The sequence below is a fragment of the Parabacteroides sp. ASF519 genome (assembly GCF_000364265.2).
GTDB classification, from domain to species: domain Bacteria; phylum Bacteroidota; class Bacteroidia; order Bacteroidales; family Tannerellaceae; genus Parabacteroides; species Parabacteroides goldsteinii.
In genome coordinates this window covers 2,825,685-2,842,040 of record NZ_AQFV02000006.1, presented here as the reverse complement: position 1 = coordinate 2,842,040, position 16,356 = coordinate 2,825,685, and the positions used below count along the sequence as shown (strand labels likewise).

Annotated in this window: 18 protein-coding genes and 1 pseudogene; 6 read left to right on the top strand and 13 right to left on the bottom strand. The window is 43.5% G+C overall.

Features of this window, described 5'->3' with window-relative positions:
* Window position 1: 1 nt before the first annotated feature.
* The 10 genes and pseudogenes from C825_RS11125 to C825_RS11080 form a co-directional block, all read right to left on the bottom strand.
* Window positions 2-1,435, bottom strand: a complete 1,434-nt coding sequence (locus C825_RS11125; protein ID WP_010802506.1) for a TolC family protein — start codon at window positions 1,433-1,435, stop codon at window positions 2-4.
* A 74-nt stretch (window positions 1,436-1,509) separates the two neighbouring features.
* Window positions 1,510-2,727, bottom strand: coding sequence for an MFS transporter (locus C825_RS11120; protein WP_010802505.1), 1,218 nt, complete (start codon window positions 2,725-2,727; stop codon window positions 1,510-1,512).
* A gap of 467 nt (window positions 2,728-3,194) precedes the next feature.
* Complete coding sequence (locus C825_RS11115) at window positions 3,195-3,737, bottom strand: FHA domain-containing protein (protein WP_007658742.1); 543 nt, start codon at window positions 3,735-3,737, stop codon at window positions 3,195-3,197.
* Window positions 3,738-4,085: 348 nt separating this feature from the next.
* Window positions 4,086-4,781: an Ig-like domain-containing protein gene (locus C825_RS11110; RefSeq protein ID WP_010802504.1), complete on the bottom strand. Its 696-nt coding sequence runs from the start codon at window positions 4,779-4,781 to the stop codon at window positions 4,086-4,088.
* A gap of 22 nt (window positions 4,782-4,803) precedes the next feature.
* Entirely contained in the window at window positions 4,804-5,637 is an 834-nt protein-coding gene (locus C825_RS11105) for a DUF8740 domain-containing protein (RefSeq protein ID WP_228099998.1), read from the bottom strand.
* A 10-nt stretch (window positions 5,638-5,647) separates the two neighbouring features.
* Window positions 5,648-6,430: a DUF8740 domain-containing protein gene (locus C825_RS11100; RefSeq protein WP_010802502.1), complete on the bottom strand. Its 783-nt coding sequence runs from the start codon at window positions 6,428-6,430 to the stop codon at window positions 5,648-5,650.
* A gap of 567 nt (window positions 6,431-6,997) precedes the next feature.
* The gene (locus C825_RS11095; protein ID WP_224265646.1) at window positions 6,998-7,111 is read right to left on the bottom strand and encodes a hypothetical protein; all 114 of its coding nucleotides are present in this window, start codon (window positions 7,109-7,111) and stop codon (window positions 6,998-7,000) included.
* A gap of 329 nt (window positions 7,112-7,440) precedes the next feature.
* Entirely contained in the window at window positions 7,441-7,899 is a 459-nt protein-coding gene (locus tag C825_RS11090) for an HU family DNA-binding protein (protein WP_007658749.1), read from the bottom strand.
* Between the two features lie 795 nt (window positions 7,900-8,694).
* A pseudogene (locus C825_RS11085) lies at window positions 8,695-9,569 on the bottom strand (NAD kinase).
* Between the two features lie 13 nt (window positions 9,570-9,582).
* Window positions 9,583-10,242 carry a CBS domain-containing protein gene (locus tag C825_RS11080; protein WP_010802499.1) on the bottom strand — a complete coding sequence of 220 codons (660 nt, stop codon included), beginning with the start codon at window positions 10,240-10,242 and terminating at the stop codon, window positions 9,583-9,585.
* 85 nt (window positions 10,243-10,327) lie between these two features.
* On the opposite strand from C825_RS11080, the gene C825_RS11075 reads away from it, so the two are divergent.
* From C825_RS11075 to C825_RS11050, 6 genes are all read left to right on the top strand, one after another.
* Window positions 10,328-11,047 carry a pyridoxine 5'-phosphate synthase gene (locus C825_RS11075; RefSeq protein WP_007658772.1) on the top strand — a complete coding sequence of 240 codons (720 nt, stop codon included), beginning with the start codon at window positions 10,328-10,330 and terminating at the stop codon, window positions 11,045-11,047.
* 33 nt (window positions 11,048-11,080) lie between these two features.
* Entirely contained in the window at window positions 11,081-11,791 is a 711-nt protein-coding gene (locus tag C825_RS11070; protein WP_007658773.1) for a MotA/TolQ/ExbB proton channel family protein, read from the top strand.
* Window positions 11,792-11,799: 8 nt separating this feature from the next.
* Window positions 11,800-12,210, top strand: a complete 411-nt coding sequence (locus C825_RS11065) for an ExbD/TolR family protein (protein ID WP_007658774.1) — start codon at window positions 11,800-11,802, stop codon at window positions 12,208-12,210.
* A gap of 5 nt (window positions 12,211-12,215) precedes the next feature.
* The gene (locus C825_RS11060) at window positions 12,216-13,052 is read left to right on the top strand and encodes an energy transducer TonB family protein (RefSeq protein WP_007658775.1); all 837 of its coding nucleotides are present in this window, start codon (window positions 12,216-12,218) and stop codon (window positions 13,050-13,052) included.
* Window positions 13,053-13,062: 10 nt separating this feature from the next.
* Entirely contained in the window at window positions 13,063-13,608 is a 546-nt protein-coding gene (locus C825_RS11055; RefSeq protein ID WP_007658776.1) for a DJ-1 family glyoxalase III, read from the top strand.
* A gap of 92 nt (window positions 13,609-13,700) precedes the next feature.
* Window positions 13,701-14,615: a DMT family transporter gene (locus tag C825_RS11050; protein WP_044214837.1), complete on the top strand. Its 915-nt coding sequence runs from the start codon at window positions 13,701-13,703 to the stop codon at window positions 14,613-14,615.
* Here C825_RS11050 and C825_RS11045 read toward each other — a convergent pair.
* From C825_RS11045 to C825_RS11035, 3 genes are all read right to left on the bottom strand, one after another.
* Window positions 14,606-14,857, bottom strand: a complete 252-nt coding sequence (locus C825_RS11045; RefSeq protein ID WP_010802496.1) for a type II toxin-antitoxin system RelE/ParE family toxin — start codon at window positions 14,855-14,857, stop codon at window positions 14,606-14,608. The genes C825_RS11050 and C825_RS11045 overlap by 10 nt on opposite strands.
* Window positions 14,850-15,218, bottom strand: coding sequence for a hypothetical protein (locus C825_RS11040; RefSeq protein ID WP_010802495.1), 369 nt, complete (start codon window positions 15,216-15,218; stop codon window positions 14,850-14,852). The genes C825_RS11045 and C825_RS11040 overlap by 8 nt, the downstream gene beginning before the upstream one ends.
* Before the next feature lie 157 nt (window positions 15,219-15,375).
* Window positions 15,376-16,275 (bottom strand): 1,4-dihydroxy-2-naphthoate polyprenyltransferase, encoded by a 900-nt coding sequence (locus C825_RS11035; protein ID WP_010802494.1) that lies wholly within the window; start codon window positions 16,273-16,275, stop codon window positions 15,376-15,378.
* Window positions 16,276-16,356 lie beyond the last annotated feature (81 nt).

Below are 16,356 nucleotides of genomic sequence, written 5' to 3'. Positions count from 1 at the left end.
ATTAAATTATCTCCGTTACCCCTTCCACCCTGTATTGCTGGAATGCTTCCGGAATGCCACAGATAGAAAGTAAGTTGATCAATGCCACATCATACTGGTAATAAGCCAGCAGGAAAGCGGTCTTTACCTTTGACAACATTACCTCGGCATCGACCACCTCGGTTGAAGTTGCCATTCCCTCCTGGAAGGATTTCTGACGGATACGGACCAGTTCCTCGCTCATTTCCAAAGTTGTATTCAGAGCCTTTACATTGTCGAGGGCATTCTGCAACTGAGTATAATATTTATCTACGCCGACCTTCAGTTCGGTGACCGCTTTGTCCTTTCCTATCGCCAGCGTCTGGCTGGTCAGACGGGCCTGGCGTATCTTTTTCTCCCGGTTCAAACCGTCGAAGATATTCCAGGTAAAACCGACACCGATCATTGTGCGGGGCATCAGGTATTTATCCACCCCATTTGAATAAAGCGTCTGTTTTCCGAATAAGGCAATAGTGGGAAGGTATCCGGTACGGCCTATCTTCAATTCGTTGCCGGCTATATTTTGCTGTAGTTTCAACTGGTTCACCATATAGTTGTTGACCGGTACCAGTTCTTTGAAATAATCGGCCGAAGGAATATTCTCATTGATGAAAAGGGAAGTTGTCGTGCTGATCTCCTTATCGGCATCCAGATCGATCAGGCTTTTCAGCGCTTGCCCGGCCACTTCCAAATCTTTGCGGGCGGAATCCAGTTCACGCTTAGCCTCATCCATGCTCACCTGGGCAAAAAGACGTTCCGCACGGTTGATCATCCCGTTCTGTTCCAGTTTGAGAGCCTGGTCATAATGGGTTTTCAGGGAATTATACGTAGCTTCTTTCACGGCGACAACACGTTGCCCGAGACGCAAACCGAAATAACATTCAACCAACTTCGATTGCTGGTCGGCATTGATCTGTTCACGGTTTACCTCAGCGATACCGACCATTGTTTTCCCGATCTTACTGGCGAAAATACGTTTACCGCCGGTAAACAGGGGCCAGGTTACATTAGCGTCGATAGAAGTGATATTCTGCGAAATAAGCGGCAGCGTCAACGAGTTCTGACCGATCTTATCCAGGATGGAAGAGATAAACTGATCATCGGGGATGATGGAATGGACAAAGTCTTTTGCCGGGTCGGTGAACTGGTTAAGCGGCTGTTTGACCTCGATAGGATTCGACATATGCACAAAAGCGCCGGCCGCTCCAACCGAAGGATACCAGAATGAGTTCAGTTTCTGATGCTCATTCTTTGCCAGTTCAACCTCCTTCCCTGCTATCCGGATACTACGGTTTCCTTTCTGAAGCAGTTCCAGCGACTGTTCCAGCGTCAGGTCTATCGTCTCTGTCTGGGCAGAAGTAATGGCAGGAAAAAGGAACAGCAAGCCAATACTGAAATGCGTTAAGTTATTAATCATAAATACGTTTAAATTTAGTTTGAGCGAAATTTATGATTAATAACAACACCCTCTCGGGGATTGTTCAGCGGGAACTAACTTCCTTTTTCCGAGGCTTTCTTCAAGTCCGGTAAAAACCAGGTCACCAGTCCGATCAGCGGCATATAGCCACACACATTATAAACCGTCTCGATACCATACTGGTCGGCCAGATTCCCCAGCACAGCCGAAGCGATCCCCGCCACCCCAAAAGCAAAACCAAAGAACAAACCGGAGATCAGTCCTAATTTATAAGGCAATAACTCCTGTGCATATACCAGAATTGCCGGGAAAGCAGACGATAATGTCAGTCCGACGCAAAAACTCAGAACTGCCGTCAGATATAAACTATGTACATGCGGCATTAACAGAGAAAAAGGAGCCGCACCGAGAATGGATGCCCAGATAACATATTTACGTCCTACCTTATCACCGATCGGACCGCCCATCAGAGTTCCCAGGGCAGTCGCTATCAGAAAAAGAAACAGGAACAACTGCGATGACTGAACGCTCACATCGAACTTCTCTATCAGATAGAAAGTATAGTAACTGTTCAGGCTCGCCATATAAATATATTTGGAAAAGATAAGGATCAACAGGATGGATATGGAGAATATCGTTTTCCCCAACGGCAACGGCATTTCGATATGACGTTTCGAAGTCCCGACATCTTCACGTTTAAACCGCAAAAGCAACCCCTTGTACCAACGTCCTACCGAAGTCATGATCAGGATAGCGATGAAAGCCAGAATAGAGAACAAGGCAATATGGCTCCGTCCGTAAGGTGCCACCAGGATAGCGACCAATAGCGGCCCCAGCGATCCCCCCAGGTTTCCCCCCACCTGAAATAATGACTGAGCCAGTCCTCTTTTGCCTCCCGATGCCAACGACGTCAGCCGCGAAGCCTCCGGATGGAATATCGACGATCCCACTCCAATCAAAGCCACAGAACACAAAACCCAATGCAAAGAGTTTGCAAACGCCAAACTGAGCAAGCCGATCAACGTAAAACTCATCCCGATCGGTAACGACCACGGAGAAGGGCGTTTATCGAAGTATAATCCAACAACCGGCTGAAAGACCGATGCCGCCGATTGGTAAACCAGTGTAATCAACCCGATCTGCGCAAAATTCAATGCCAGATCATCTTTAAATAACGGATAAACAGCTGTAATTACAGATTGCAGTGAGTCATTTATACAATGAGATATGCTCAATGCCACTAAAATACGGAAGGTAATCCCACTTGCCGATTCAACCTTATTTTGTCCCATTTGTGAACCTTATTGCCTATTGAGCTGCAAAAGTACATATAAAATAACGGACAAGGAACCATCCTTTCATTATAATCAGGTAAAACGGATGATCCAAAGTGTTAAAAACAGACAGAGTTCAATTATAAAAATTCCTCAATTAACATTTATAATTATTGTAATATACAGACAACTCGCTTTGATTCATAAAGCGACACCTGCATTAACACAGGGCTTTAACAAAACTTTTCTTTCAGTTCTTTTTGATTCTTTACGTAAATTGCCGTGAGCCAAATAGACTTATAGTTGTTTTATCGTTGAACAACTAAACAAAAAGCATGAATAATGAGATTTAAACTTTAGAGCTGCACCGGAGATGAAAGGTAATCTTGTATCCATCTCTCCCGAAACCTACGCCAATTCCCCCTATCTCCCTTATCGCCCTGATGTAAGAGATCGTTCACTCCGGAGCAGTATCTAAGTTTAATTTAAAAATCTTCCTCTTCTTCCCCTCCCGGAACATGTAAAATAAAAGTAGTAGCCCCCATAGTCACGATAGCTCCTTCACCGATCCGTACCTGTTCTTTTTTTCCCAGCAGTACACTGCGGAGGAATGTGCCGGTCATACTCTGGTTATCGCGCAAGGTATAAACGAATTTTCCATCCCTGTCCTGTTTCACATTAATAATACAATGTTTACGCCCCACACTCGGGTCACTGGTAATAATAGGAACATCCACACCTTCCGTGTCCTTATTCCTTCGTCCTATCATATTATCCCCCATCACAAGCGGCAATTCCTGTTTAAAGCCAAAAGTATTCTCGATCACAGTGATATAACCACAGGAAAAATCAGGTTCCTTCACTTCTTTTTCCTGTCCGGACTCTGTACGCACAGTCTTTCTACCCAGTTTTATCTTAAACTGGGAACCACACTGAGGACATACAAAAGCCAGGATTTTCCCATCGGGATACTTTGTTTCATCGAATGATAACTGATTATCACATTTGGGGCAGAATATTCTTTTCATATCTTTATTTGAAGCTTTTACGTTTTAAGAAGTACAAAGATAAGTCTTTTTCCACGGAAATAAAGACCGATACGTCTATAAAACAGAAAAGCCATCCATCACGGACAGCCAATCTTCATTGTTAACCTTAAATCTAATACCATGAAAAACACAGTGCAAATATAGAGGTTTTATGTTATTCAGCATAATATTTTGCTTATTTTCCTCATTTGTTTAATATGATTTAACAAACATATGCTACACAACATGTTTCTACGGCATATTTCTATTATAAAAAACTCCGGTAGTAATCGGAAAGAAATCCTATTACTACCAGAGAAAAGTTTGGGTTGGTAGAATAATACGATTCTACCGTTTTATCACCTTAACGACTTTACTATCCATACGGATAAAATAGACTCCGATAGGATATGCCTGCATCGATATAGTATTCTGCCCAGCCTGACACTGGACTTTTTCGCATACTTTACCTGACACATTTATGATATAAATCGTTTGCGCTTGTTGCAAATCGGCATAAAGATAATCCTCTGTAACAGTAGGATAAATGCGGTTACCACTACTCACCTCTTCTATTGAGGTAGGATCAGATTTCACTGTCACCTCGCACTGATCCGCAAAAAGACCACTAGCAGAAACCACCGTCACCGTTGCCTTTCCCTCTTGCAATGCGGAAACAACACCATCCTTTACTGCCACCACCGAAGGGTCTGACGAGTACCAACTAACCATCGGGTTATCCACCTCTACCGGAGAAAAGGCAGCCGTCAACTGTAACTGTTCTCCTACTACTGCCGAAACATGATCTTTTTCCAAGGTAAGAGCCGAGACGTTCGTATATTCGTTGGCAGTGGAAACCACTTCGATAAAACCAAAATATAATGGCATTTCAACAGTTGTTCCTTCAAAGGGTTGACCTCCGATAGCAGTCAACAGGATGTTTGATGTTGCAATTTCTTCTCCTTGAAAAGAAAAGGCTCCTTCAAGAGTCTGGGCTTGAAGGGTTGTACAAAAAAAACATACAAATAAGTATATGTATTTCATATCATTAAATTTTAATTTACATCTAATATTCTCTATCTTTCATATTCAAAACAAAAGGATACTCCTTTACTGTGATTCCAGTTTTATTCTTTATCAATAATTTGAGATTATATCTACCTTTAGGCATATTAGCTCTGATTGCACAAAATCGCCCCATTGGAGAAGAAGGCGTAGTTTTCTCTTTAGAACTTTCTGATAAAACTGTTCCTTCCGGCCATTCTTCAATAACAGCATTCAGTTCTTGATTTATTCCATTCAAATAAACAATACTAAAATCTAACTCAAATGGATAATCATTAGAAGTATCACCTTCTACTTCATTTCCCAGCAAAATATTATGCAACCAATTATCATCGTCATTATCATCATCCTTTATCAAAACAAATTTTACATTTTCAGAAGAACTCCCACTACTTCCAGCATCCTCAGCTACACCTGCTCTCTCTGCATAACGGGCATACAACGCATAGGGCACCGGCAACATCTGTGTCGTCGAAACTTTTTCGTAATTACTTCCACCGCTCAAATCCATGCTTAATTGCAAATAATAGGTATCTGCTCCCCAATCAACGGAAGAGAATGTACCGATCTTACGTGTACCCTGACCGATCAGGAGATTAACCGTTCCGGTTTGACTACTCGTCGGAAAATGAGTTTCAGAGAAAACGACAGCACCTGTTGTCGAACCTTTCAAGATTTCTACTTGGATGCCAATCGCCTTTTGAGCAACAACTTTACCTTGTGCATCACGGGCTACAGCTTGGTAACTAACTGCTTGCGGCATCTTATCCTGTGCATGCAAAATCATGACAGTAGTAAATAAAAGATTAACTGATAATAAAAATAATGTTCTCATGCTTTTCATATTATTTATTTAATGTCTTAAAAGTAAAAGGATATTCTTTTACCACATTGTTCTTTTTATCACGGACGGCCAATGTGTAATTTCCGTCAGAAACATTCTCATAAGTCAGATAAAACATGCGTCCTACACAACTCGATTTTCCTATTTCGTTTTCTTGAGGGGATAAACCATCTATTGAAACTGTAAGTTCTTGATCGACCCCGTCCAAATATAATAAAGTAAATCTAAGGAGTATGTCATTACTATTTTTCATCAATTCACCTGAAAATAAGGGATAAAGATCTTCTTCTACATTATCATCATTTACCACAAAAGTAAATTTGATTGTATTCATGTTATCTGTATTTCCACTCCCACCATTCTCTGCGACTCCTGCCTTTGCCGCATACAACGCATACGGCACCGGCAACATCTGTATCGCCGAAACTTTTTCGTAATTACTTCCACCGTTCAAATCCATGCTTAATTGCAGAAAGTAGGTATCTACTCCCCAATCAACAGAAGAAAATGTACCGGTTTTACGTGTACCCTGACCGATCAGGAGATTGACCGTCCCGGTTTGACTACTTGTCGGAGAATGCGTTTCAGAGAAAACGACAGTGCCGGTTGTTGAACCTTTCAAGATTTCTACTTGGATACCGATTGTCTTTTCGGCAATTACTCTACCCTGCGCATCACGGGCTACAGCCTGGTAACTGATAGCTTGCGGCATCTTATCTTGTGCCTGCAAGAAACATGCGGCAAAGAGCCACATACATAAAAGAAAAATACTTTTTGTATTCATCTGATTTACATTTAAAATATTAATAACTAGTGTCTAGTTCTTATAAATCAGCATATACAAAAAAAGCGCGGGATTCGCCTGTCACTTATCCCGTTTCTCAGGCCTTCGCATGCCCACTACACTAGGATAAGCAACGTTGAAGCCCACGCCGATATGTACAAAATATACATTCATGCGCCAAAAGACGCATGAAGTATACTATATAACAAATCACGTAGACATCTACCGCTGCCCTGTCTTCTAATGTAGTTCAAAGTTGCGAAGTTTGAGAAACCGAAGACAAGACGTCAATAAACGCCTTTCAAATATATGTCTGCTCCCACCCGTAAAATCGGCGTGAGAACAAGACAAAGATATAGACTTTTTCTTTATACCAAAGGATTATTTAGAAATAAAGTAAAATGCTATCGATTAAAATATTTAGGGGATTGACTCTTATAAATAGAAAAATTATCTTCATCAGACTGGTAAATAATAGTATCTATAAAATATAAACAACCATCAATACCTACGAGAACATTATTAGGAGACGCATCAAAAATATCATACAACCCATTTGTATGATACTCACCATTCATTTCCGAATGAATGAAATCCACTCTTCAAAAGTTCGTCATGTATTTCTTCTTCTGTTGCTTCACGTTCTGAAATAATATATTGCTGAGTTAATACAGCACACACTTTACCATTTTTATTGGATGAAAATCCTATAAGCGTATAACTACAGTCAGGACTCCCTTGCAATTCGCTGTTCCCGCAAGCGCTTGAACTGATTCAAGCACTCTTTGTGCGAAAGCTTCAGCTTGTTCCAAGAGGCTACAGTCCGAAGTTTCCTGGCGTTTGCTTTTTTGTGATATTCGTTGAGAACGACCTCCATCCATTATAAATTTACTGGTTTATTCGCAATATATATGGATTTTTTCCATATCCCCCAAAGATACTTCTCAAAATAAAATTCCCCGGACCAAGAAAATCTCGATCCGGGGAACAATCTTACAACATACCGTAAACTATTCTATCTCCGGTCTGTCCCCTCCACCTTCACTTCCTCCTCCGGAAGGAACTTTGGTGTCGTTGGTACTGTCTTTATCATTAAAATCCATTCGCATCCGCTCCATCATTTCACGCAGCTCCGCGCACGGAACAAAACGCAACTTCATCTTTCGGATGGAATCCGCATTGGCCTCACTTTCCACAAGGCTACTCTTGGCATTAAAAGATGGGATAAAGCTCCCGAACCCTTCCACCTGTACAGTATGTCCCTGTTGAATGAAGGTTTTCATGGAAGAAACCAACCCATACAGAGTTGCTCTAACCATTCCTTTGTTAACACCCGATACCATCGCGATTTCTTCGCAAAGATATCCAAATCCCACTGGAGTTGCCCTTTCAGGAACTACCAAATACTTTTCGGTTTTCGATTTATCGAAACCGAACGACTTTTTGACACGTCTAAATTTTAGTGCCATATTCTTTAAGTATAAAAAAGTGATTATAATAAGGATCGAAGAGATACTCTACCCCTTTTCTTCCCCCTTCTAGAAGAAAAGTTTCCCTCCCACTTCTTGCAACAGACTTACTTTTGTAAGAATGGGCATATTGTTATCGGCAGAACTACTAGCCGACCGGCTTAATTTAGATTTAAGCCAAAAAAAATGCAACTATTAGCATTTATAAAAATCGATGAAGTCAATCTTTGTTGACAATGCAAAGATAGTATTCTTTATCTGATATAACAAAATATTTTCGATGATATTTCAATAAAAAAATGCCGTTCCATCTAAACACAAACCTGCTACCAAACAAGGGCTAAGCCTACTTATTAAGTAAGGCTAAATCTACTTAATAAGCAGACCGCTACCTACTTACTAAGTAACCATACCGCCTACTCGATAAGTAGCTGTCAATTTACTTATCGAGTAGGCAGATCACTGAGACGGGAAGGGCTTACTCCTATCAGTTTGGATAATGACTTTTGAGTCGGGCTACTTTTCACCCATACTCAGCAATACAGGAGGCTTTGTCGTTTACTTTATAGAAGCATTTTAAACAGGAACCTTATAAACGCAAAAAAGGCCATCCATCACGGACAGCCAATCTTCATTGTTAACCTTAAATCTAATACCATGAAAAACACAGTGCAAATATAGAGACTTTATGTTATGTAGCATAATATTTCGCTTGGAAATCTCATTTGTTTAATATGATTTAACAAATACATGCTATAAAACATCTTTTTAGAGCAGTTTTACACTACCTTATCCCTACTTCATTCTTGCATCGGCCCCCACATCAGCTTCTCACGGAGAGTCTGATAAAAGGTATGATTATATCTTTTTATTACTTTCGTCGTATAGTCTGCTTTCGTCACTGTCAGCTGGATACCTGCCGGAAAGATTTCCGAACGGCCGTCGAGAGAGATCAGAAAGGATTTATTCCGGCTTTCCACTCCCAACGTGATCGTATAGGTGTCCGGTATGATCAGCGGGCGCACATTCAGGGAATGAGGTGCAACCGGACTTAATACGATATTCTTACTTTGCGGGATGATGATCGGTCCGTTTACGCTCATGGAATAAGCGGTAGAACCTGTCGGTGTTGCGATCAGCAGACCATCCGCCTGATAAGAAGCCAGGTATTCATCATTCAAAGAAGTGTGAATCGTGATCATGGAAGAAGTATCGCGTTTCAGGATAGCGATCTCATTCAAGGCATAGTTATACCCATGAAAGGCCCGTTCTTCGGTATGAAGCCGCAACAGGGTACGCTCTTCTATCTTATAATAGTTCTTAAACAGCTCCTCCAACGTGTCTTCTATATCATTACCTCCGACATCGGCCAGAAAGCCAAGACGCCCGGTATTAATTCCGAGAATAGGAATATCCTGCCGGTTCACACGGGCAGCCGTACGCAGGAACGTTCCGTCTCCACCCACACTCAGGGCGACATCGAGATCAAAATTATCATCGGTCAGCAGTCCTGCCACCGGAGGTTCATAATTGAGTATATCAGTAAGAAAATTATAGAAACGTACATCTACGTAGATCTCCGCTTCCTGGGATATCAGTTTTTCAAACAAACGTTTTATCTGGCTCTGTTTTTCTACCTGATATTTACTACCAAATATGCCAACTCTCATAACTTTCAATCAATTAGATATTCATATAATGCAACAATTCGTTCATCCGCTGCTGCAACAGATCATCTACCATCCCTTTTTCCATGAAATAATAAAGGACAGTATAGTTAAAGCGCTCGAAACTGCGGATCACCGGTGAGGCATCCTCCAGGTCTATCTTTATAATAAGATGTAAGCGTCCGGTATCCTTATCCGTGTATGAAAGCAGGTTCAGGACATGCGCATTGTTCGACTCGACCAACCGGGCTATATCCGTCAGCGAATAATCCTGCGGCATCACCTCCAGGACGAACACGCTGCCCGAAGTCTCGGCATTACACAATTCCGAAAGGATATCGATCAGCTTATCCCGCGTGATCGCCCCCTGGTATTCCCCTTCCGGAGTAACAACCGGAAGCAGGCTCAACTGATAGCGGGCAATCAATGCCAGCGCCTCGTGAATATGTGTATTTTCCATTACACTGGGAGCAAACAGAATCGGTTCGCCAATCGTTGCCGCAGGATCAGGCATAGCCAGAAGATCCTTTTCCGAGATCAGGCAACGATATATCCCTTCGCTCAATAACGGTAGATGTTTTAACTTAAAATCATCCATTAGCGCTAAAGCATATTCCCCTGTGTCAAAACTTTTTAACACAGGAAGTTCCTTCGTTATGAAATCTTTCACCAACATTATTCTGTTAATTCCCTTAATTCTGCTAAATTTGCCGATACTTTTGTGCAAATGTAATGAAAGAAAAAAGATATAACGATATACGATGACAAATTTAAGTGTAAACATTAACAAGGTAGCAACCATTCGTAACGCACGCGGTGGTAATATGCCTGACATTTTAAAAGTCGCCCAGGATTGCGAAAATTTCGGCGCACAAGGAATTACAGTTCATCCCCGTCCGGATGAAAGACATATCAAATACAGTGATGTGTATGGATTGAAACCTCTGATCAGGACAGAATTTAACATTGAAGGATATCCCTGTAACAATTTTATAGACCTGGTTCTGAAGGTTAAGCCGACACAGGTCACACTCGTACCGGATGCTCCCGATGCCATCACTTCGAATGCCGGATGGGATGTGAAAACACATTTCGACCAGTTGAGTGAATTAGTGGATACGTTCACTGCACAGGGGATCCGTACCTCTATTTTTGTAGGAACAGACCTTGCCAATATCGAACTGGCTGCGAAAACAGGAACAGACCGTATCGAACTTTACACAGAACCCTATGCAACCAATTATCCGGCTAACAAGGAAGAGGCTGTCGCACCGTTCGTTGCCGCCGCCCAACTGGCTAAGAACCTGGGCATGGGTGTCAATGCGGGTCACGACCTGAGTCTGGAAAACCTGGCCTGGTTCAGTCAGAATATCCCCTGGCTGGAAGAAGTATCCATCGGCCATGCCCTGATCTGCGATGCTTTATATCACGGATTACAGGAAACAATCTCCCTATACAAAGCGTGTTTACAACAGAAATAACGAATTAATATTAACGAATAAGTATACAAACCTATGAGTATTTTACTTTCCCTACAGGCAGTAGGGGCACAGACAGCAGAGCAGATGCCGGATCTGACGGCAGTAACAGTCCCCACTGAAGCAGAGATCAATGTGATAGACCTTGCATTCAAAGGAGGGTGGATCATGGTTGTACTATTGCTGTTATCACTAATGGCAGGTTATATCTTTATCCAGCGTTTACTGGTTATCCGTCGCGCCGGTAAAGAAGACCAGAATTTCATGAACCGTATCAAAGACTATATCCACGAAGGAAAAGTAGACTCGGCCCTCAACCTGTGCCGCAGCACCAACACTCCTTCCGCCCGTATGATCGAAAAGGGTATCACCCGCCTGGGCCGTCCGATGAACGACGTGCTTGTGGCTATCGAGAACGTAGGTAACCTGGAAATTGCAAAACTTGAAAAAGGATTCCCGCTGATCGCTACGACAGCCGCCGGAGCCCCCATGCTCGGTTTCCTCGGAACAGTAACCGGTATGGTACGTGCCTTCTTCGATATGGCTAATGCCGGAACAAACGTAGACGTATCCCTGCTTTCAGGCGGTATCTACGAAGCTCTTGTAACAACCGTAGGCGGTCTGGTTGTCGGTATCATCACTTTGTTTGCTTACAACTACCTCGTATCGCAGGTGGATAACGTGGTGAACAAAATGGAAGCCCGCACCATGGAATTTATGGACTTATTGAACGAACCGGCAAATTAACAAAGCGAATGGCACTAAAACGAAGAACAAAAGTAAACGAAGCCTTCAGCATGGCCTCTATGACCGACGTCATATTCCTGCTGTTGATCTTCTTTATGGTCACCTCTACGGTAGTCATTCCGAATGCCATCAAGGTAACATTGCCGCAAGCCAAGAAGCAGACGGCAGCCAAACCGCTTACACGGGTTACCATCGATGCCAACCTGAACTACTACGTAGCCTTCGGTAACCAGCGGGAAACGCAGGTCACGTTTGACGAGATCACCCCGTTCCTGCAAGACAGTTATGCAAAAGAGCCCGAAATGTTCGTCGCCCTTTATGCTGACGAAACAGTTCCTTATAAAGAAATCGTAAAGATCCTGAACATAGCGAACGAAAACAAATTCAAGATGGTGCTCGCCACCCGTGCGCAGAAATAATAGATATGAAATTCAACAAAGATGACATATACAGTATAGCCGGTTCAGTCGCTTTCCACCTGGCGATCTTTCTGATCCTGTTGTTCACGGTACTACGGACGGAGATTCCGGAAGAAGACGGGGGCGTCCTTGTCAATTTCGGAAACGTCAATTCCGCAGCCGGTACCTTCGAACCCAAATATACGGGACAGGAATTGCCACAGGAAACGACCACGCCTCCCCCTCCACCTACTCCGCCGGTAGAGACACCGAAGGAGGAAGTCATTACGCAGGACATCGAAGAAAGTGTTGCCATGGCTGATGCCAAGAAGAAGGAAGAGCAAAAAAAGAAAGAAGAAGAGCGTAAACGGAAAGAGGAAGAAGACCGTCGCAAACGTGAAGAGGCTGAAAAGAAACGTCTGGAAGAAGAACGTCGCAAGAAGGAACAGGCCATCAGTAACCGCGTTGCCGGAGCATTCGGTATCGGTGGTGCAGAAGGTAACAGCCAAGGCGATGCAGAAACCGGAACAGGTAACCAGGGTAGTCCGTTCGGCAACTCCGACCACGGAGCAAACGAAGGCGTAGGCGGTTACGGTTCGTTCAACCTGAACGGTCGTTCCATCGGAGCCGGAGGCCTGCCCCGTCCCGCTTACACCATCCAGGAAGAAGGCAAGATCGTGATCAACATCACGGTAGACCCGAAAGGGAATGTGATATTTGCAGAAATAGGAAGAGGTACCAACATCGACAACGCCTCCATGCGTAAAAGCGCACTGGATGCCGCCAAACGTGCTAAGTTCAATAGCATCAGCGGGGCGAACAACCAGAGCGGTACGATCACCTATGTGTATAAACTAAAATAAAGGAAGTAATATGAAGAAAGCAATTGTATTTTTAGCCAACGGCTTCGAAGAAATGGAAGCCTTGGGTACAGTCGATATCCTGCGCCGCGGAGGTATTGAAGTGACAACTGTTTCCATCACAGCTAACCCTGTCGTAACGGGAGCACATAATGTTCCGGTTACTGCCGATACTACTCTGGAGAAGGTAAACCTGGCAGATGCCGATGCTTTGGTCCTCCCCGGTGGCATGCCCGGTGCAGCCAACCTGAACGATTCAGAAGCGGTAAAGGAAGCCTTGCTGCAACAATACCGCGACAGTAAAATCGTTGCCGCTATCTGTGCTGCTCCGATGGTCTTAGGCGGACTAGGCTTGCTGAAAGGTCGCAACGCGACCTGTTATCCTGGCTTCGAACCGAAACTGATCGGTGCCAACGTTACCGGCGAAGCAGTAGAAGTATCCGACAACGTAATAACCGGAAAAGGTCCGGGACTGGTCATAAACTTCGGTCTTGCCCTGGTAGCCGCCATCAAAAATGAAGCGGTGGCAGAAGAAGTGGCAGCTGGATTGCTTGTTTAATCATCTGAAATAATATTTAAGAGCCGTGATATAACCTGAAAATATCACGGCTTTTTTGTATGTTTGCAGCCGTTTTAGCAAAAGGTAAAAAGATGAACAGTAACATAAAAGGATTTGTATACGGCATTGCCACTTCCGCGACTTTCGGTTTGATCCCGTTATTCACCCTGCCGCTGATGGCAAAGGGGATGCAGTTTGATTCGATCCTTTTCTACCGTTTTCTGTTTGCCTCGATAGTACTGGTGTGTATTATGGCTAGTAAAAAGGAATCCCTGCGCATCGACAAAAAAGATATACCGGTGTTGGTCCTGCTGGGGTTCTTTTACACGGCTTCGGCCATGTTTCTTTTCTGGGGATACAACTTTATGTCCGTTGGGATCGCCACTACGTTACATTTCACTTATCCGATATTCGTTACACTTATCATGTTATTGTTCTTCCGCGAAAAAACATCGTGGGTAACGTTGTTGGCTATTGGGTTGGCAATCTGCGGGGTTGCTCGTCTGTCGATCATTGAAGGAGAGATGAAGCTAAGTGTGTTGGGCGTATTTATCGTACTCCTGTCTGCTGTCGGATATGCGCTTTATATTACTACCGTCAACAAATCGAGAGTGCATACGATGACAGGCAGAAAACTGACATTCTATGTATTCATTGTCAGCACCATCCTGTTTTCCATTAAAGCAAGCACCAACGAAGGGATACAACCGATCCCCGACATGATGTCGCTAATCAACCTGATACTTCTGGCTATTGTCCCGACAGTCATTTCAAATATCACCCTGGTACTGGCCGTCCATAATATCGGTGGTACGCTGACTGCCGTATTGGGAGCTATGGAGCCCGTTACCGCTGTCTTCGTAGGTGTACTCGTCTTCGGCGAACCGTTCACATTCAATCTGGCCATCGGCATCCTCCTTATTATCATCGCCGTCACCATGATCATCCTCTCCAAAAGCATACAAAAAGCCCTACGGGGACTCCGCAGGGCTTTGTTTCATTTATAAGAATTATTCGATGGGATTTCTTTCAGAATTTTTTTTAACTCATCTATCTCTTTATCTGAAATATTACCTCGTTCACTTTTATCATAGATATAAAGTAATGTTATTACTCCTTTTTCCAAACTGAGAATAGCAGTAATATCAGTTATTATTCGGGCACCTCCACTTTTTCCTTTATTTTTACTACTAATAGCTACGCGAACTTTATGAATACCATCTCCCAGATCAGTTCTCATCTCAATCATCCTCTCCGTCCCTTTCTTCCATAAGTTCTTTCAATAGTTCTTCGGCTGGTCTTGATTGACTTCTTCCGGCTTTTACCTCTTTCATTTCCAGGAATGCCTCTTTTAAGCCAGTCATAATGTACTCTTTACTATCTGGTTCCGGTTCTACTACAACTTCTTCTCTGAGATTCAATATATCTCTAAGCCGTTGTTTCACTTTATCAAATACCAATTTACTATCAATATTTACTATAGCCCGTATTAAACGAGCTTTATCTGCCTCCAGTTGCAAAGAAGACATACTTTGATATTCTGCCATTGGTTCCGATACTATATTTTTCGGTCCTTCTTTAGGAAGATCATATGGTTTGGTTTCTTTCATGATGATATTGTTTTTGTATGCTGCCAAAGATAATGAAAAGATATGACATCCATCATATTCTACGAATTAATCACCAGGTTTTTGCCGACTTTGAATTTGAGGCTTATGCGGAGAGCAATTAGACAAGTCGCTGATATGGGGATTAGCAGTGTTTTCGCTATAATCCTGTCGTTAACGAGATTAACAGAAGCGATAACAGCAGGGTGAAGAGAAAGACATTGCGGGCGGTATGACCCAGGGTCTTATTGAGTTCGCGTCCTTCAAAACGGTAAAGTTGCCGCCAGGTCGCATAAAAGAGGGCAAAAAAGGCGGCGAACAGGAACTGTATCCACCAAGGTGCGTCCAGCATCAGGGGCATAGCCAGCAAAAGCGCCACTACCCCGTTCAACAGGTAGAATATCCGGCCGAAACCGCGCCCGAAAAGGACGATGGTGGTCCGCTTATGCGATGCCTTGTCCTGCACATAATCACGATAATTGTTCACGACAAGGATATTTGTGGAAAACAATCCGACCGATACGGACAGCAGAAATGATAACAGGGAAAAGGACAGCGCCTGTATATAATAGGTGAAGCATACCGGGATGATCCCGTAAAACAGCACCACGCAGACATCGCCCAGACCGTTATAGGCCAGCGGAAAAGGCCCAGCGGAGTATGCCAACACACAAAGGGCGATGGCAATACCGACGGGTATCAACTCCCACCCGGCATAAAACAGCAGCATACATCCGCAGAAACACGACAAGCCCAAGGTGAGAAAAGTGGCTTTCAGCATGGCTTTCGGAGTGATCCATCCCTGAGCGACGGCACGCTCGGGCCCTAAGCGGTCTTCCCGGTCGGCTCCCTTTTTAAAATCAAAATAATCGTTGGCAAAGTTACTGGCTATCTGTGCCAGCAAAGCTACTCCAAAACACAAAAGGGCCGGTATCAACCGGAATACTCCCTCGCACCAGGCTAAAACACATGCCAGCAGCACAGGACTTAACGATGCCGGCAGCGTTTTCGGGCGCGCGGCCTCCACCCATGATTTAAAAAGGCTCTTCTCTCTTTCCATCTTTCCTCGTTCACTTTTAACGGACAAAAGTATAAACAAAAACCACAATGATTTGTTTTTTTAATAGGAATTCGTATATCT